The organism is Bradyrhizobium niftali (assembly GCF_004571025.1).
Classification (GTDB): domain Bacteria; phylum Pseudomonadota; class Alphaproteobacteria; order Rhizobiales; family Xanthobacteraceae; genus Bradyrhizobium; species Bradyrhizobium niftali.
In genome coordinates this window covers 55,725-72,572 of sequence record NZ_SPQT01000030.1, presented here as the reverse complement: position 1 = coordinate 72,572, position 16,848 = coordinate 55,725, and the positions used below count along the sequence as shown (strand labels likewise).

Genomic DNA, 16,848 nt, shown 5'->3' with positions numbered 1-16,848 from the left:
CCGTCCGGTACCGGGGAATTGAGGTCGATGATGCACTCGCAATAGCAGAGCAGGTCGATGTCCGAACTATCATCGGCGTCTTGACCGCGTTTTTCAACTTTTCGGACTAGCGCTCGCCTTTCTGCGCGATGTGGTCCGGGAGACCCCACTGCCGTCGCTCCTCGTCGCCTTCATGCTTGGCTATCTGATAGCGCGTCGTTAGCTGGGGAGATCGCGGTCGAGCGCAAGAACGTCGAGCAGGGGCGAAGAGCCTCCTGAAAGCAGCGTGCACAGCAGTTCCGCCGCGAGGAAGCTAAAGGTAATCCCGTTGCCGCCATAGCCGAAAGCGGCAAGGATATTCCTGTAGCCGGGCACAGCGCCAATTAGCGGCAACCCGTCACGGGTGGTATCGAACGCGCCGGACCAGTTGAAGGCCAGCTCGGTGGATGCGCGGGGCCAAAGCGCATTCAAGCGCTCCTTGAGCGCTTTTACCTTTGCCGGCGTCGCGGCAGCGCGAGCTTCAGGATCGATGATTGCATCATCGTCCTCGCCGCCAAAGATGGCGCGGCCATCCGGCGTAGTGCGCGCATAGTGATAATTGCGGGTCGCTTCCCAGATCAGCGCTTGCTCGGGCCACAGAGCGTTCGGCTGCCGTCGGGTCGCGATTGCCCAGCTGGAGGCCGGCTGGTGCGATGTGGAGCCTACGATACCCGGCATCACATAGCCGGTCGCGAGCACCACGTGGTGCGCTTCGATCGAAAGCCCGTTTTCCAGGCCGACGGTCACAGTTGACGCCGCGCTGTCGTACGTAACCGCGTTGGCCTTCAGGAGGCGGGCGCCGCGCTGAAGAGAGACCTCAAGCAGGCCACGTGTGAGCTGTACCGGATCGGCGTCGGCTGCGTCCCTTGACAAAAGGGCGCCCGCCCGCGCGATTCCAAACCGGTTGAGCAGCTCGGCATGATCGAGAAACAGTGTCGGCAGATCAGCGCGGCTCCTCAGCGCATATTCATCCCGAACAACCTTCGGGCTGTCATCGACGGCCAGATAGAGAGAAAGGCGTGGCCGCATCTGGCACGCAATTCCGTGACGTGCGACCAGGGACAAAAGGCCCTGCGCGGCATGGTGGCTGGCCCGATAGCAGCGGACGGCTTTCTCGAAGTTATAGAGCTGCGCGAGTTCAAAGAGAGGACGGTCGGTCTCCCAGAGCAGCATCGCGGTGCTCGCAACTGTACTGCCGAGGCTGGGAAGCTCGCGATCGATGATGACCACCTGATAGCCTTGTCGTGTCAGGCGTTCGGCCACCAGAGCGCCGGTTATGCCGGCGCCGATGACCAGAGCCTGGCAACGAAAGCTGTCGGCGATAGCCTCCATTGGTGGCGGAGGCAGGGCTGCCCAAGGTGTGCGGGAGCTGCGCAAATCATCTTGCTCGATGTCTTCGTCCTTGAAGATGAAACTCTCCTGAGCATGGAACCAGTTTCGCTAGACTTTCACGGGTCGCAAGGCAGCCACGGCTGGCGCATTGATCGGTTGTCCGTTTGGCGCAAAGATCGAGCCGTGGCATGGACAGTCCCAGCAGGTCTCGAAGCTGTTCCAGTGCAGATGACAACCAATATGCGTGCAGCTTGCCGAATGAAGGTGCAGTTCGCCGGCCATGTCCCTGTAGGCGGCAATCTTTTCGAAGCCCCGCCGTAGGATGGCGCCCCCACCCGGCTCAATCTTATCAAGGGAGGCAATTTCACCCGGTGCCACATACTCGGCAAGGTTTTGTAGGATGGTCAGGTTCTCGCGCAGGAAATTCCTGGCGGCCGCAAGTGGTGTGCGGCCAGGCGCATATACGGCACTCCAGGGGTTGTGCTCGCCGAGAATGAGGGACGTGTTCAGCATCGCGCCCATCACGCCATGGGTCAGCCCCTGACCCGAATCCCCCATCGCGAGGTAGATGCGTTCGCTGCCAGGCTCGCAGCCGATGAAGCCGGCATAGTCAATGGTGTCGAGAACCTGGCCGGACCAGCGGTGTGTGATCCTGCCAAGGGCAGGGATCAATTCGCGCGCCCAGCTCTCCAATTTGGCAAAGCGCTTCTCGGCGTCATTTGCTTCGCCGCTCTTGTGGTCTTCGCCGCCGATAAGGACGACGTCATGCTCGTCGGAACCTGGTTGCAGCCGCACATAGTGATAGGGATCCTCGGTATCCCAATAAAGCGCGTCGGGGAATTCGCTCCGTGCGATCGCGAAAGCAAGCACGTAGGTGCGGTAGGGAGCGACTTTGGAATGCAGTTGATAGCGGTCGGCAATTGAGGCGTTGGTCGCGATCACGGCGTTACCGGCCGTGATCTGTCCTTGTGCGGTTCGCAGCGTAACCGCGCCATCCCCTTGCGCAACCTCTTCGACCGGACTGTTAGCGAAGAAGCGGACGCCGTGGGTCTGGCAAACTGCGGCTACGCCGGCGAGATATTTGAGCGGGTGGAAGGTCGCCTGGCGCGGATAGCGAAGCACATGACGGTTCTCACATCCCTTGAGTGGAACGCCGACCAGCCGATGGACGGGCGCACCGACTTCGCGCACCGCTTCCAGCTCCTCATCGAGCACATCGGCCGGCATGCCGTGGCCCTGAAAGAGATACCCATCGAGACGCCGAAAGTCACAGGCGATGGTTTCGCTCGCCTGAATTTCCTCGATGCGGTCGACGGCCGCCGCCTGACTTTCGTAGAACAGCTTTGCGATTTCCGGGCCACGCAGCTTCCTGAATTCACTCATCAAATCATCGCAAAGCGGCGCAAGATGCGCCGAGGTGCGCGCCGTCATGCCGCTCGCGATGCCCTTACGGTCGATGACAATCACCGACCGATCAAGCTTGGAGAGCTCGTAGGCGGTCGACAGGCCGGCAATCCCCGAGCCGACAACAGCTACATCGCAATGCACATCACCTTTGAGCGTACTCGCCTCCGGCAATATCTCGGTATCCATCCATAGCGAGGTGCTGACCATGCAAGACTCCGCAAAAAAGCAAAACACCGGCTTGATGCTAGAGTTCCTTCTTGCCACGCGGCCGGCCGCCGCAACCCCGTTCCCGTGCAGCGAGATTCGTCAATCCCGAAGACGCGAGGGGTGGTCCTTGGGCGGACCCGCGGAGGAACAAGGTTCGCAAGCGCGCGTTCCCATGCTTTAAGAACGAGGAGCGAAGCCATGGGATTCTTCACGAAAGACATCAAGACAATGGATGACCTGCTGCTACACGGTTTGCAGGACATTTATTACGCCGAGCAGCAGATCATAAAGGCGCTCCCGAAAATGATCGAGAAGGCCACCAACCGCGATCTGGTAGCTGGCCTCAAGAACCATTTGGAAGAAACCAACAAGCAGATCGAGCGTCTCGAAAAGGCTTTTGAGAAGCTAGGCAAGGGGCCGAGCGGCACGCAATGTCCCGCTATCGATGGTCTGATCAAGGAAGCGAATGAGACGGCTGGCGAGATCGAAGATAAAACGGTGCTTGACGCGGCGATCGTCGCGAACGCGCAGGCCGTCGAGCATTACGAGATATGCCGTTACGGTACGCTGCTTGCCTGGGCGGAAGAACTTGGCCACGACGATATCGTGCGCTTTTTGACCACAAATCTTAACGAAGAGAAGGCGGCGAATACCAAGCTCAATACCGTCGCACTGCGCAAGGGCGTGAACAAGAAAGCGTCCACCGCCGCGTGATGTCAGCAGGGGGCCTGACCGACGCGACTTCGTCGGGCCCGTCCCCGTTGCCGGTGCGAAATGCGTGATTGACTGTTGCGATGACCGATCTGACGAAATTGCCAAGTTGGGCCGACGACGATAATATCTTCGCCGTCGTCGAAACGCCGCGGGGCAGCTCGTGCAAACTTGATTTCGATCCCAAGCTTGGTGTTTTTGCTCTGGCGAAGCCGCTGATGGCAGGTCTGATCTATCCCTACGATGGGGCTTCATTCCCTCGACCAAAGCCGAGGACGGCGATCCGCTTGATGTGCTGATCTTGCATGACGCGCAGACCTATCCGGGCGTCGTGCTCCGCTGTCGCCCGGTCGGCATTCTCGAAGTCGAGCAAAAAAGCAAAGGCAAGAAAGAGCGAAACGACCGGGTGTTCGCCGTGCCTGACCGATCGCCGCTCGAAACGGATCTCAAGGATATTCGCAAGCTGCCGTCCCATGCGCGCGACGACCTTGAACAGTTCTTTCGAGCGACGAATGCGCTTGAGAACAAGGAGCTAAAGTTTCTCGGATGGCATGGTCCACGCCGGGCGGCTAAGGCAATCCGACGTCTGGCTCGTTAAAGGTGTAGGCTTGTTAGAGGTGTGGGCTTGCTGAACACAGTCGGATGCTTGTCGCAATCAGGGCTCGTTCGAACCCTTTGGGTGGTTCGCTTCTTTGGAAACGCGGAGCGCCGCGGCGCGCCTTTCATAGTCCTCAGCCAGCGCCTCGATCTTCGCGGCTGCATCTCGATCATTTATGGACGCAGCCAAACGCCGCAACGCCTCCTCAAGTAAGCGGGTACGTTCGTCCGGCATTTCTGCTTACCATGCAAACCCGCGACATGTTTCAGATCTTGAAGCGTAGTCGAAGTCGCCGCGAACGAACTCAGACCAAGAGCGCGGACCATCAGAGCCGACCTTGCAATTTTTTTGATCGAAACTCCTTTCACGTTGCTCGCGCCCCTCCGATAACGGAAAAAATAGGCGATGGTTGCTATCGGTGGGCGTGGGGGCGATGGGAGCTCGCCGCCAGGGCAGCGTCACTTGAAAGTGTCGAGCTCGAGCTCATGGAAGCCAAACCTTCCGAGACGCGGACGGGGATCGAGATGCCCCTTGTAGGCCGTCGGCTGCAGCGCCTGCGCCCCGCTTCTTGCCTGCCGAAGGTCCGGCCGAAGCCAACGCCTGCAGCGCCGTCGAGCCGCACGCGAACGGGCCAGAGCGAAGGCGCCCCGACCTTCTTGAGCCTTTACTCTGCCGAGCCCGCGACGACCGGGAAAAACTAGAAACTTTCCGAACTCTCTTGAGTTGCCAGCGATTGGTGCGGTCGCCGGAGGTGAAGATGGTCGACGAAGTCGCCTTGAAGAGGGCCGCGGAGACCGCCTGGACGGTGTACCGGGCGAGGCACTCCGACGTCGATCCACAGGACAGCCGTCGCTGCCTGCTCGAGCGCCACCTACAAAGGAGAGGGGAAGAGCGAGAGAGCGATTCCGAAGCACTCGCCAGCTACGGAATAGCCTACCTGCACGGGCTTCCCCAAGACGAGTGTTGATGGGGATGAAGATGCTCGTCGCGCGCGTGGTTCGCGGGAGCATAAGGCCCAGTTGGACGCTGCTTGCGATTTCATCCCTTGTTTCCGCGGGTATCGTGACGATCCTGCGGCTCATGTTCGGGGCCTAGCCGATGCGGATTGCCCAGCTCGCCCCGTTGGCCGAGAGCGTTCCTCCAAAGCTTTATGGGGGCACGGAGCGGGTGATCGCCTGGTTGGTGGACGAGCTGGTCGGCCTCGGACACGACGTCACCCTGTTCGCGAGCGGAGATTCGAAGACGAAAGGAAAGCTGCGCCCGGTGTGGCCGCGCGCACTGCGCCTGGGCCGGAGGGGCGCGGACCCGAACGCCGCCTGTGCGTTGCTGATAGAAGCCATTGCCGAGCGCGCGAGCGACTTCGACGTGATCCACTCCCACGTCGATTGGTTGCCACTTCCCGTGCTCAGCCGGACCCGGGTGCCTTTCCTCACGACGATGCACGGCCGCCTCGACTTTCCCGGTCTATCGAAGGTGATCGGGGCCTTTCCGAACGCGGGCTTTGTTTCGATTTCCGACAACCAGCGTCGGCCGCTTCCGGATGCGAACTGGATCGCGACGATTCGGCACGGCCTGCCCAAGGATCTGTTACGGCCCTTTTACGACCATGGTTCGTACCTGGCTTTTCTCGGCCGGCTGACGGCGGACAAGGGACCGGAAGCCGCCATACGTATCGCGCGGGCCGCGCGGATGCCGCTGCGGATCGCCGCCAAGATACCTCGCGCGGAGACGGCCTACTTCAAGCAGAAGCTCGAACCGAACATCGATGGCGAAGAGGTCCGGCTTGTTGGCGAGGTGGACGAAGTCAGGAAGCAGCTCTTCCTCGCCGGGGCCGCCGCGCTGCTGTTTCCGATCAATTGGCCGGAGCCTTTCGGGCTCGTCATGATCGAAGCGATGGCGTGCGGGACGCCCGTCATCGCCTACCGCTCGGGCTCGGTGCCGGAAGTGGTGGAAGACGGCGTGACCGGCTTTATCGTCGAGAACGAGGAGCAGGCGATCGCGGCGGTGAACGACCTGGGCCGGCTGGACAGAAGAGCAGTCCGCGCCCGGTTCGAGGAGCGCTTCGCCGCGAGCCGGATGGCGGGGGAGTACGAGATCCGATATCGCGAGTTGGTCGCTCGCGGAGGTCGCGCAGCTGAGAGTGTTCAGATGCCTGGAGGAGACGAAGGATTCGCGAAGGGGGCAGCACAGTCTTCTCGACCCATCGGAACGGCTTCGGACTCCGATCGTTGAGTTAGCGATCGAGGAGACACGCATGAAAACCATTATTTCCGCGACGGCAGCTTTCGTTCTGCTCGCAGCGACGGCGGCTCTTGCGGATGAGGCGTATCCTCCGCAGCCGCAGGTCCAGCCGGCAAGCGATTCCGGGAAGGAAGCGGGAGACTGTTCGAAGCAGGTTTGGCCGCATTTCTCGGAAGCTTGCCTCCGCTCCGACGGTAAGCGCATTCCCGTCCGGCTTGTAACCACCGAACGTCGGTAGCCCACGCCGGGGCCGCCGCGCTTATCGAATCCTTCGCGAGAGCACCGTTCTGAGCAGAGTCAATTCAGGAACAAGTGGCAGCCCCGGGCGTTGGCGCCGGCATCTGTACGGATGTTGGCTCACGTTGGAGGAGATAATCGATGAAAAGCTTTCTTGCCGTCGTTCTGCTTGGCACTGCTGTGATCGGCGGCGCTGCGTACGCGCAATCCACTCAGCCGGCCGAGCGCGCCGCGCCGGCGGCTACCCACCCAGCCGATGCGAAGATCGCGCTCAAGGGAAATTGGCGCGCCTCGAAGCTCATGGGCCTGAACGTCTACAACGAGGCCAACGAGAAGCTCGGCGACATCAACGAGCTGCTCGTCGACAAGAGTGGCAAGATCAACGCGGTGGTGATCGGCATCGGCGGTTTTTTGGGGATGGGCGAACACGACATCGCCGTCTCGATGGATAAGCTGAAGTTCGTCGAAGAGCCGGTCCGGACCAGCTCGACCAGCACCTCGACCACGTCGCGCGACACCACCACCGGCGCCGCAGCGACAACCACCACGAACCGCAGCGCTAACGATTGGGTCCCTGACCACGCCGTCATGAGCGGCAACAAGGAGCAATTGAAGGCGCTCCCGCAGTTCAAATACTCGGACTACAACTAAATAGGACGAGAGTTCACGGAGATGAGGGCCCCGTCACGGGGCCCTTTTTTGTCCGCCGTGAGCCACCGACGGTTGTCGGGAAAAAAACCCGCTCGGATCATCGGGCGGGTCGCTCACGCGCGCAGTCGTTCAGTGCATGTAAATTAAGAAATAGCCGAGGGCGGCAACAACGAGGACGACGGCACGAACGGCCCACAAAATGAGTACGGGCATTTACTCCTCCAACTGCTGCCCGAACGCTTTTCGACGGGCCGCCTGAGGCCCGCGATATTTACTGTTCGGTGCACACCTTGGTGGTCTTCAACGCGGATTCGGCCTCGACCTTGGTCTTGTAGACGCCGTTGCCCACCACTGTCGTGGTCGTGGTGGTCGGCTTGGTGTCGACGACAGTACACTTCTTGGTGGTCGCGTCGCGCACGATGTAGAACTCGGCGGCGCTGGCGGCCTGCGTGCCGAGAGCGAAAGCGGCAAGCGCGCCGCACACGATCAGCTTCTTCATGGTGTGTCCTCCTCAAATGATTCGTAAGTAGTCGCTGCCAACGGCGTGGTTTGACCGAAGTTCCGTTTGTTAGCGGTTGCAGCGCCCCACCGCCATTTCGGTACAACCGCGATCTCGGTCTACCGGAAGAAATTCACGTCCCGACGCCACGAGAGTTGCCGAGTTTTCCCGAAAAGGAACCGCGCGCCGCATCGGAGGTTGATCGACATCCGCATTTAGGAGGTTCAGATGAACAAGCGTTTATTCTTGGCTACGACGGCCGCTGTCGCGATCGCGACTTCGGCTCTTGCGCAATCTTCTCCAAGCACGTCGAACTCCAATCCGTCAGCTACGCAGCGTCAGCCGGATTCCACCTCGACGACGCCGTCCTCTTCAACACCTTCGGGATCCGCGCAGACCAATCCTTCGACCAATTCGGCCCAGACGCAGTCTCCGTCATCGACCGGCCAGAGCGCTGCAGGCCAAACGACCAATTCCGGTACGGGCACCAACACCACGCAGGCGCCCACCTCGAACAACTCGACCAATCAGGCGCAGACCAGCCAGCCCTCCAACCAGACCAATGTGCCTTCGAACCAGACGCAGACCAACCCGCCTACGGACAACAGGGCGCAGAGCGCGAACCCGCCAGCTTCGGGCGCCAGTCAGGCGCAGTCTCCGACGGGTAGTAACTCGACGAACACGGCCCAGCAGCCGAGCACCCAGCAGAATACGGCCGATCGTTCGTCGAACACGAACGTGAATGCCTCGGTGAACATCAATGATCAGCAGCGGACGCGGATCAGCACGTCGATTTCGCACCTCAACGTGCAGCCCCTCAATAACGTGAATTTCTCGTTGGCCGTGGGCACTGCCGTGCCGCGGGATGTCCGTCTGCAGCCGCTGCCGGCGGAGGTCGTCGAGATCGTGCCCCAGTACCGGGGCTATAACTTCGTCCTGGTGAAGGACGAGATCGTGATCGTGGAGCCCTCCAGCTACAAGATCGTCGCGGTCCTGCCGTACTCGGGCCGGTCCACGGCGGCCGCTCCGGCGCGCACCGAGCGAAAGACCACGTTCAGCGATCGTGATCGCGAGGTGATCCGCAAGCACGTCAAGGCGCGTCCCGTCGAGCGCGAGCGGCAAACGACCGGCAGCACAGTGCGAACCGAGATCCGCCGGGGCGAGCGCCTGCCGGACGGCGTGGAAATCGATGCCTTCCCCGACGAGGTCTATCGCGAGGCGCCGAGCCTGCGGGAGTACCGATACATTCACCGGGATAGCCGAACCTACATCGTCGAACCGCAGGAACGTCGCATCATCGAAGAGATCGACTGACCTCGCCAAGGAAGGAGAACATTCATGAAGACCATTGCACTGGGAATGCTCGCCGCCTGCCTTTTGGGATCGGCTGCGATCGCGGCACCGCTCAGCCCAACTGCGGTGGGGCCGACCGAGATCTCCGGGGTGGACCAGGTCCGGCTCGTCTGCAACGAGTTCGGCCGTTGCTTCCGAACTCGCGGCCCCCGCTATTTCGGCGGAGATGACGGGTACGTAGTGCGCCGCAGTTACGGCTACTACGGCGGCCCCGGCTACTACGATCGCGGCTACGGCTACTACGGCGGCGGGCCGAGCATCGGCTTCAGCTTCGGCACCCGTAGCTGGTGACCAAGAAAGGGCTGCTCTCCGAGCGGCCCTTTCGATACGGTCGACATTGCGGTGATCGGATGTCCGCTCTTGCGAAGCTGCTGGGACAGAAAGAGCAATTGCTGGCGCGGCTTGAAGCCGGACCCGGCGCGAACGAGCGCGCCGAAATCCAGGCGCTCCTCGCCAAGATCGATACGGCGCTGAAGCTTCTCGGGTCCAGGAGCGCCCCGGGAGCAGAGCCGACGGACTAAGGCCGGGAAGTTTCGAATCAGCCGCCAAGACAGCCAGGCCAGATGCTGCAAGCTCGCTGGATGCGCTTAGCGTCCCCTGATCCACGCACTCGCACGTTCCGGCGACACAGCGCTCGCAAAGCTTGACGGCGAGCGGTCTCCGCGGCTATTCCTGCGGCGGTTGCCCGTTAGAGGCGGACACGCCTCCGTCCACCGCTACGTTAGCGCCGGTCATGAAGCTTGCGTCTTGACTCGCGAGGAACGCGATCACGGCGGCGACTTCCTCCGGTTCGCAAACGCGGCCCAACGGGATCCGCTCGGCGAACTTCGCGAGCAGCTCCTTGTCGCCCATCATGTCTTCGGTCATGCCCGTGCGCGTGAGACTCGGGCAGACCGCGTTCACGCGGACGCCCTTCTTGCCAAGGTCGAGCGCGAGCGCGCGCGTCAGATTGACGACGGCGCCCTTCGCAGCGTTGTAGGGGCTCATGCCCCAGTCACCACCGGTCCCGGAGACCGATGCCGTGTTCACGATCGAGCCCCTGGTCTTCTCGAGGTGGGGCAGTGCCGCGCGGCAGCCGTAGAACACCCCGTCGACGTCGCTCGACATCACCGTCCGCCATTCCTCGTCAGTGATGGAAGCAGGGTCGCCCCCTACATGAACGCCGGCGTTATTCACGATGACGTCCAACCGGCCGAAACGGTCCACGACCGCCGTGACCATTCCGTCGACGGCGCGCGACTCCGACACATCGACGGCGCAGGCCATCACCTGATCGGCCGGCAAACTTTTGGCGACCTTTTCGAGCGTGTCTTTGTTGCGGTCGACCAGGACCACCTTCGCGCCCTCTGCAACGAAGCGGCGTGCTGTCGCTTCTCCGATGCCGGAAGCGGATCCCGTGACGATGACGACCTTGCCTTTGAACCTATCCGCCATTGGGCAACTCCTGGGTGGTCAGTGCGACCGCGATTTGCGCGCAATCTAGGCGGCGCGCCGCTTTCTGGTCCGCGCGGCCTTCTTGGCCGATCGCGACCGTTCCGCAGGGGGGCGCTTGGCAGACGCAGCACCGCCCAAGCGGCCGCCCTTCTTCGACGGCGAATGGTCTTCTTTGGTCCCGCGGCCGGAGCCGCTCTTCTTCCCGCCATGGGTTTCCTTGTTCACGGTCGCCCAGGCGCGTCGTTCGGCCTCCTTCTCCGGAACGCCGCGGTGTTCATAGCCCTCCTCGATGTGTTCGGCTTGGCGTTTTTGTTTGTCGGTGTAACTGGACTTGTCGCCCCGGGGCATGAGGTCCCTCCATCGATTGGAAATATTCGGTTCAAGATCGGAAAAGCCTGTAGGTTCCATCGCGCTGAGGCTGTCCGGCGGCTCGAGCAGCCTAGAAGCGGGACCCGGAGGGCCGGGGAATCCCAAGCCCCGCAACCATAACAGCACGTGAGTGCGCATGCCGCTCGACGCACCTCCAACTCTGCTCTCGCTTCGCCAGTTCGCCGTAGCCTATCTCGACTTCGCGTGCGGCCCAAAAGCGCGCCCGCAACAAAGGGCCTCGACCGCCGGCAAGGCTAGAAGCCGGAATAGTAGTCGTTCACCGCTCTCGCTCGCGTTGGGTCGTCCCAATTCCAGTCGTTATCGTTGCCGTAATGGGGCGCTCCTCGTAGCCTGTCGGCGCTGAGATTGGTCCGATACCCGCCAAGGTTCGTGTCGTACTTCAGTGACTGCCATGGCAGCGGGTAGTGGTCGTCGCCGATGCCCAAGAACCCGCCGAAGCCGAGAACGGCATACGACACCCGCCCGCTTACCTTGTCGATCATCACGCGCTCGATCGACCCGATTTTCTGGTCGCCCGCGCCATATACCGCCGTGCCTTCGACCTTGTCGCTGCCGATCAGCGTTCCCGTTTCACGCCTTTCCGTTTCCATAGCCGTCCTCCTCTTCGGTCAGGATCGATACGAGACAACGGAGCGTGGCCCTCACTCGTTCCTGACTGGTCTCCACTCGCAGGAGGGTGAGGAACGGGCCGTCGCTGCGACGATTGACTTGGAAGCAAATTCGGTGAGCCGTCATGAACGCCATGCTCATCGGCGACGCTCTCGCCTCCTCCGGAGCCCCAGGCGAATGGAAGCCTCGGCGAAAGGAACCATCGCGGGAGCCATCGTCGGCGGCGTCGCGGGCCCATGCCCGGCCACGGCAAGCTTGGCGCTGCAGCCGGTTGCGCCATCGGCATCACGAGGCGAACAAGTCCGATTCGGGGCGGCTGGTCCCGGTTGGTCCGCCGACGGGAAGCTGCCTCGGGGAAAAATCTCGTGGCCCGTGACCTCTCGACGCCACGGCGTGGCAATCGACCCTTCGGCAACGGACTGAATCACGTTCGGCGAGACCATCGGCCGCGCGATGTGTCGGTCGCGCCCGACGCTTCGTCCTGCTGCTTCGTCGCCGGCCCGACTTCTTCAACGCAATGCGCCGACATCCCGCGTGCGCATGCCCTCTAAGGATCAGGCTTCTTGGAACGTAATTGGCTTCGCCGCTTTTCCTGGTGTGAAGGGATGCTGCCGGCTCGTTGCCTATGTCTCGGTGGGGGTCTGCGAAGGAGGAGCTTTGATGAAAGCGACAGCTCTGGCGATGGCCATTTTCGCTGTCTCGGCCGCTTCGGTTTCGGGGCAGCCCATAAGGTGGACGACCTACCGCATTCCACAGACGGGCACGTCGGTCGACTTCCCTTCTTCGATCTTCACCGAAGAAGCGGGCCGGCCGGACGGTTACGGGCAACGCTTTCGAACTGCCGACGGCCGCGCCGACCTCACGATACAGGCTGCTCCCAACGTCGGGAGCGATTCGCCCGCTGTTTTCCTCGCGAAGAAAGGACCGCCTTCGCGCATTCAGTACAAGAGAGTGACGCCGCGGTTCTTTGCGGTTTCCAGCTACAAGGGCGACAAGGTCTGGTATGACCGTTGCAACTTCTCTGGCGAGCTGGTCCATTGCGTGCTGATTAATTATCCGGCCAGCGAAGAGCGCGCGTGGGACGGGATCGTTACGCGCATCAGCCTCTCGCTGAGTGGCGGGTGATCCATCCGCCTTCGTGTCGGGCGACGGTTTCTGGAATCTTGGGCTCCGTTACGGCGCACTCAGATCGTCCGGAACCTCGCCGAACTTAGAGTCGCGGACCTCATTCATTCGCGCCTTGCCATGCCCCGACGACCTTCGTGCCGACTACCGGCACAATGGAACTCCGAGGAACATGGACCGTTTCTCCTCCCTTTCCAACGGGAGACGCGAGCGTGAATCGACGGCAACTTCTTCGCGCGTCGGCGGCTGTTTCAGCTGCCGCTATCCTGCCGCGTGCAGCGGAGGCCGAGGCGGGCACAACCCCTCCCTTCAGCCCCTCCTTGTCCGCGAGCTTGCCCGGACTCTTGCGACGAAGCCATTCGAGCCCCCCGACGAGAAGCTGCCGGATGCGCTGACAAATCTCAACTACGACCAATACCGGTCCATTCGCTTTGCGCCGGAGAAGGCGCTGTGGCGCGACGAGAAGCTGCCGTTCGAGGTGCAATTTTTCCACCGCGGCTTCTTCTACAAGAACCGGGTGAACATCTTCCAGGTGGTGAACAGAAGCGTCATGCCGGTGCCCTACCGCCGGGAGGACTTCTCGTTCGGCGAAGGTCTCGGACAATGGCCGGATGGTAACATTGGCTTTGCTGGATTCCGCATCCACGCTCCGATCAACAGACCGGACTACTACGACGAAGTCGGCGTATTCCTCGGCGCAAGCTACTTCCGGGCGGTCGCGAAGGGGCAGACCTACGGTCTGTCCGCGCGCGGACTGGCGATCGACACCGGCGAAAGCAAAGGCGAAGAGTTCCCGTTCTTCAAGGCGTTCTGGCTGGAAAAGCCGGCGCCGAATGCCTCCTCGATCGTGGTGCATGCGCTGCTGGACAGCAAGGGCGCCGCGGCGAGCTACCGCTTCACGATCCGACCTGGGCAAACCACTGTTTTCGACGTGGAGATGGCGCTCTACCCGCGCGACGTGGAGCATGCCGGGCTCGCGCCGATGACCAGCATGTTCTTCTTCGGGCCAAACGAACCGCAAGGATTTCGACGACTTCCGCCCTGCGGTTCACGATTCCGACGGACTTGCGATCTTCAACGGGAGAGGCGAGCAGCTCTGGCGTCCGCTCAACAATCCGCACGATCTGCAGGTGAGCAGTTTCGCCGACCTCAAACCGGGGGGCTTCGGCCTGATGCAGCGGGAGAGGAATTTCGCCGCCTATCAGGATCTCGAATCCAGCTTCGAACGGCGCCCAAGCCTCTGGTTCGAGCCGATCGGGCGATTGGGGCGAAGGGGCCGTGAAGTTGTTCGAGATCCCGACCAAGGAGGAGGTCCACGACAACATCGCCGCGTTCTGGCAACCGAAGCAGCCGCTGGCGGCCAAGAGCGAGCATATCTTCACCTATCGCCTGCACTGGGGACCGGATGCACCGAAACCCGAGGCGCTCGCGCGATTCATGCGAACGGGGGTCGGCAGCCGGGGCGAGGACAGCAAACTGTTTGTCCTGGAGCTGATGGGCGAGCAACTCAAAAGCGTCGATCCCAAAACGATAAAAGGGGTTGTGACCGCCGAAAAATCCGAGATCAGCAACGTCGTGACGCAACCCAATCCGGCAACAGGAGGGTGGCGTCTGAGCTTTCAATGCTCGGTCAAGGGACAGACAGCCATCGAGCTGCGCGCCTTCCTGGCGCAGAACGAGCCGCCGGTCTCCGAGGTGTGGGTTTATCGATGGACGCCCTGAACCAGTCGCCGGCTCCGCGGCGCACCGACGGCCGCCGATTCCTGCCGCCGGAAAGCCCGCTATCGATGGTGCCGTGCCGGCTGGACCGCACGGCAATGCCCGGGCGGGCGCCGACCGGTTCGACCCGCGTTTCGACGTTTCGCCGTCTCTTCATCTTCCTGGGCACAATCCTGCTGATGCTGGCGGGCGGCTATGGCATGCACGATGTCGTGAAAGTCGGTGGTGTGACCGTTCTCGAGGCGGTGCTGCTCGGTCTCTTCCTTGTGCTGCTTGCCTGGGTTGTCTTCTCCTTCATGTCCGCGCTCGCCGGGTTTTTCGTGCTGCTGATGCGCCGGACGCCTGGCCTGCCGGTCGACCCCGCCGGCCCGCTCCCTGCTGTCACAGCGCGCACGGCGATGCTGATGCCGACCTATAACGAGGACCCACCGGCGCTCTGCCGATTGGAGATGTCATGCTCGCCGAAGCGGCCTCAGTCAGTTCCTTGGTGAACCTAGTGGTACCCACCATGGATCACAGCGCTTGTGAAGCGCATGAGAAACCGCTGTGCCGTTGTACCAGTAACTGTCGTCGTATTCCCTAATCCCTAGAAGGGCGCCACAATTGGTATGTGTATTTGTAGTACCGGGCCGCGATGCCCGCGTCCGCCATCGCGACGTTGACGAGCGCCAAGAGACGCGCCAAAGCCGCCGCCCGATCGTCCCCGTTCACATTGTTCCCAATTATCTCGCGAACGATTTGATTATATGGTCGGGTTCATGGACGGTCGAACAGGGCTGAAAGGAAAACACGGCGGCCATCGCAGGCAAGCCGGTCGGAATCTTGAGAACCTTAACGGCAGATCACTCCCAAGGGTTCACCTTACCAACGAAAAGGGCATTGAATCCTTGAGCAATTTTTGGTTGCATTAGCGCAACAGCAGTTGCGAGGATGGACCAATGGAAGGAAGTGCAGTCACTTCTGCCGAAGGCTTTGCTGAAGCATCTCCAGGTCCCGCAGACGCGGCTGGCGATCAGTCTCCGGTGGACGCGTCTCGCTACGTCTTCAACCCTTTTGCTTCCGACTTCATCCGGGATCCATACCCGCACTACGCGAAGTTGCGCGCGCTCGATCCGGTCCATTTTGCGCCGATTGGTGCATACGTCGTGAGCAGGCATGCCGACGTTGGAACGGTCCTAAAGGATCGACGGTTCGGCAAGGCTTTTGTCGAGCGGAGCGCGAAGCGATACGGCAGCGAGGTCGTTCGGGAACCGCTCTTCGACCACATGTCAAAGACCATGTTGCTTTCCGACCCGCCTCATCACACGCGGTTACGCAATCTGGTGGTCAAGGCGTTTACGGCACGACAAGTCGAGGCTATGAGGCCGCGCATCCAACAGGTGGTCGATCAGGCGTTGGACGCCGTGGTCGACCGGGGGAAGATGGATCTGGTATCCGAATTCGCCTACCATCCCCCGGTGACCATCATCTGCGACATGCTGGGCATTCCGGATGATGAGCGCGGATTTTTCCATGCCGTCTCCGAAGACAGCGTGAGGGTTCTGGAATCGGCAGCGTTCACGCCGGAAGAGATCGCCGCTGCAAACTCCCGGGTGAAGTCCGTACGCGACTATTTCGAGCGTCTCTACGAGCAGTGCCGCCGCCGGCCTGGCAACGACCTGACCACCCAACTCGTCATGGCCGAGGAGGACGGCAATAGGCTGACCAATGAGGAGCTCACGGCGAGCATCATGCTGCTGTTTGTCGCTGGTCACGAGACAACCATAAATCTGATCGGAAACAGCCTGATAACACTCCATCGCAATCCCGATCAGATGGCGCTGCTCCGGACCGATCCGGGGCTAATTCATAACGCCATCGACGAGTTCCTCCGTTACGAACCTTCGATCCAATTCACAGGCCGGGTTGCGCTTGAAGACATGGAGTTGGCCGACAAGAGGATAGCCAAGGGCGACAACATCGTGTGTCTGTTGGCGTCGGCGAACCGCGATGCCGCGGTCTACCCCGATCGCCCTGACGAGTTCGACATCACGCGACGGAATAGCAAGCCACTGTCCTTCGGTGGTGGCATCCATTTTTGTCTCGGTGCCCAGCTAGCGCGACTGCAGACGGAGATTGCTGTCACCACCTTGCTCCGCCGACTTCCCCGTCTGCAGATTGACGACGTCGAGAACCCTGCCTGGAAGCCGAATTTTGTCATCCGCGGTCCGCGCGTCCTGCCGGCAAGCTGGTAACCCGAAATTGCTCGTGATCGATCGGAAGCGGCCTCAAGAGCTGTGGTGCTGGCGGGGCCGCGTCCCAAGGTCCGTTCTCTCAG

The 16,848-nt window shown here is 61.6% G+C and carries 18 protein-coding genes and 1 pseudogene; 13 read left to right on the top strand and 6 right to left on the bottom strand.

Annotation, left to right across the window (positions count from 1 at the left end; all coding sequences use genetic code 11):
- Positions 1 to 198 precede the first annotated feature (198 nt).
- Together E4K65_RS36980 and E4K65_RS36975 are read right to left on the bottom strand one after the other, a co-directional pair.
- Positions 199 to 1,350, bottom strand: coding sequence for an NAD(P)/FAD-dependent oxidoreductase (locus E4K65_RS36980; RefSeq protein WP_167771449.1), 1,152 nt, complete (start codon positions 1,348 to 1,350; stop codon positions 199 to 201).
- A gap of 108 nt (positions 1,351 to 1,458) precedes the next feature.
- Positions 1,459 to 2,964, bottom strand: coding sequence for an FAD-dependent oxidoreductase (locus E4K65_RS36975; RefSeq protein WP_167771448.1), 1,506 nt, complete (start codon positions 2,962 to 2,964; stop codon positions 1,459 to 1,461).
- Positions 2,965 to 3,162: 198 nt separating this feature from the next.
- Between E4K65_RS36975 and E4K65_RS36970 the strand changes: the two genes are divergently transcribed.
- The 6 genes from E4K65_RS36970 (at position 3,163) to E4K65_RS36950 (ending at position 7,402) form a co-directional block, all read left to right on the top strand.
- A complete protein-coding gene (locus E4K65_RS36970; protein WP_135178291.1) occupies positions 3,163 to 3,678 on the top strand; it encodes a YciE/YciF ferroxidase family protein in 516 nt (171 codons plus the stop codon).
- A gap of 80 nt (positions 3,679 to 3,758) precedes the next feature.
- Positions 3,759 to 3,974 (top strand): inorganic diphosphatase, encoded by a 216-nt coding sequence (locus tag E4K65_RS49040; RefSeq protein WP_235885892.1) that lies wholly within the window; start codon positions 3,759 to 3,761, stop codon positions 3,972 to 3,974.
- Positions 3,968 to 4,273, top strand: a complete 306-nt coding sequence (locus tag E4K65_RS49035; RefSeq protein ID WP_235885890.1) for an inorganic diphosphatase — start codon at positions 3,968 to 3,970, stop codon at positions 4,271 to 4,273. Before E4K65_RS49040 ends, E4K65_RS49035 begins: the two co-directional genes overlap by 7 nt.
- A 757-nt stretch (positions 4,274 to 5,030) precedes the next feature.
- On the top strand, positions 5,031 to 5,240 hold the full coding sequence (locus tag E4K65_RS36960) for a hypothetical protein (protein ID WP_135178290.1): 210 nt from the start codon (positions 5,031 to 5,033) through the stop codon (positions 5,238 to 5,240).
- A gap of 131 nt (positions 5,241 to 5,371) precedes the next feature.
- Complete coding sequence (locus E4K65_RS36955; protein WP_135178289.1) at positions 5,372 to 6,505, top strand: glycosyltransferase family 4 protein; 1,134 nt, start codon at positions 5,372 to 5,374, stop codon at positions 6,503 to 6,505.
- 387 nt (positions 6,506 to 6,892) lie between these two features.
- Positions 6,893 to 7,402: a PRC-barrel domain-containing protein gene (locus E4K65_RS36950; protein ID WP_135178288.1), complete on the top strand. Its 510-nt coding sequence runs from the start codon at positions 6,893 to 6,895 to the stop codon at positions 7,400 to 7,402.
- A gap of 271 nt (positions 7,403 to 7,673) precedes the next feature.
- On the opposite strand, the gene E4K65_RS36945 is transcribed toward E4K65_RS36950, so the two are convergent.
- Positions 7,674 to 7,901, bottom strand: a complete 228-nt coding sequence (locus E4K65_RS36945) for a hypothetical protein (protein ID WP_135178287.1) — start codon at positions 7,899 to 7,901, stop codon at positions 7,674 to 7,676.
- A 228-nt stretch (positions 7,902 to 8,129) separates the two neighbouring features.
- Between E4K65_RS36945 and E4K65_RS36940 the strand changes: the two genes are divergently transcribed.
- From E4K65_RS36940 to E4K65_RS36930, 3 genes are read left to right on the top strand one after another with little or no spacing between them, the layout of a single operon-like run.
- A complete protein-coding gene (locus tag E4K65_RS36940; RefSeq protein ID WP_135178286.1) occupies positions 8,130 to 9,215 on the top strand; it encodes a DUF1236 domain-containing protein in 1,086 nt (361 codons plus the stop codon).
- Positions 9,216 to 9,239: 24 nt separating this feature from the next.
- Positions 9,240 to 9,545, top strand: a complete 306-nt coding sequence (locus E4K65_RS36935) for a hypothetical protein (protein ID WP_135178285.1) — start codon at positions 9,240 to 9,242, stop codon at positions 9,543 to 9,545.
- A complete protein-coding gene (locus tag E4K65_RS36930; RefSeq protein ID WP_135178284.1) occupies positions 9,542 to 9,775 on the top strand; it encodes a hypothetical protein in 234 nt (77 codons plus the stop codon). The genes E4K65_RS36935 and E4K65_RS36930 overlap by 4 nt, the downstream gene beginning before the upstream one ends.
- A 145-nt stretch (positions 9,776 to 9,920) precedes the next feature.
- Here the strand turns inward: E4K65_RS36930 and budC are convergent, their stop codons facing one another.
- From budC to E4K65_RS36915, 3 genes are all read right to left on the bottom strand, one after another.
- Positions 9,921 to 10,688, bottom strand: coding sequence for a meso-2,3-butanediol dehydrogenase (budC, locus tag E4K65_RS36925; RefSeq protein ID WP_135178283.1), 768 nt, complete (start codon positions 10,686 to 10,688; stop codon positions 9,921 to 9,923).
- Positions 10,689 to 10,733: 45 nt separating this feature from the next.
- Positions 10,734 to 11,036, bottom strand: a complete 303-nt coding sequence (locus E4K65_RS36920) for a plasmid stabilization protein (protein WP_135178282.1) — start codon at positions 11,034 to 11,036, stop codon at positions 10,734 to 10,736.
- Positions 11,037 to 11,311: 275 nt separating this feature from the next.
- Complete coding sequence (locus tag E4K65_RS36915; RefSeq protein WP_135178281.1) at positions 11,312 to 11,668, bottom strand: PRC-barrel domain-containing protein; 357 nt, start codon at positions 11,666 to 11,668, stop codon at positions 11,312 to 11,314.
- A 679-nt stretch (positions 11,669 to 12,347) separates the two neighbouring features.
- On the opposite strand from E4K65_RS36915, the gene E4K65_RS36910 reads away from it, so the two are divergent.
- The 4 genes and pseudogenes from E4K65_RS36910 to E4K65_RS36895 all read left to right on the top strand — a co-directional run bounded on the left by E4K65_RS36910 (position 12,348) and on the right by E4K65_RS36895 (position 16,765).
- Positions 12,348 to 12,812 (top strand): hypothetical protein, encoded by a 465-nt coding sequence (locus tag E4K65_RS36910; RefSeq protein WP_135178280.1) that lies wholly within the window; start codon positions 12,348 to 12,350, stop codon positions 12,810 to 12,812.
- 212 nt (positions 12,813 to 13,024) lie between these two features.
- Positions 13,025 to 14,534, top strand: a pseudogene (locus E4K65_RS36905) (glucan biosynthesis protein G).
- Complete coding sequence (locus E4K65_RS36900) at positions 14,522 to 15,022, top strand: glycosyltransferase family protein (protein WP_235885888.1); 501 nt, start codon at positions 14,522 to 14,524, stop codon at positions 15,020 to 15,022. Before E4K65_RS36905 ends, E4K65_RS36900 begins: the two are co-directional and overlap by 13 nt.
- 447 nt (positions 15,023 to 15,469) lie before the next feature.
- Positions 15,470 to 16,765: a cytochrome P450 gene (locus E4K65_RS36895; protein ID WP_135178279.1), complete on the top strand. Its 1,296-nt coding sequence runs from the start codon at positions 15,470 to 15,472 to the stop codon at positions 16,763 to 16,765.
- Positions 16,766 to 16,848: the final 83 nt, after the last annotated feature.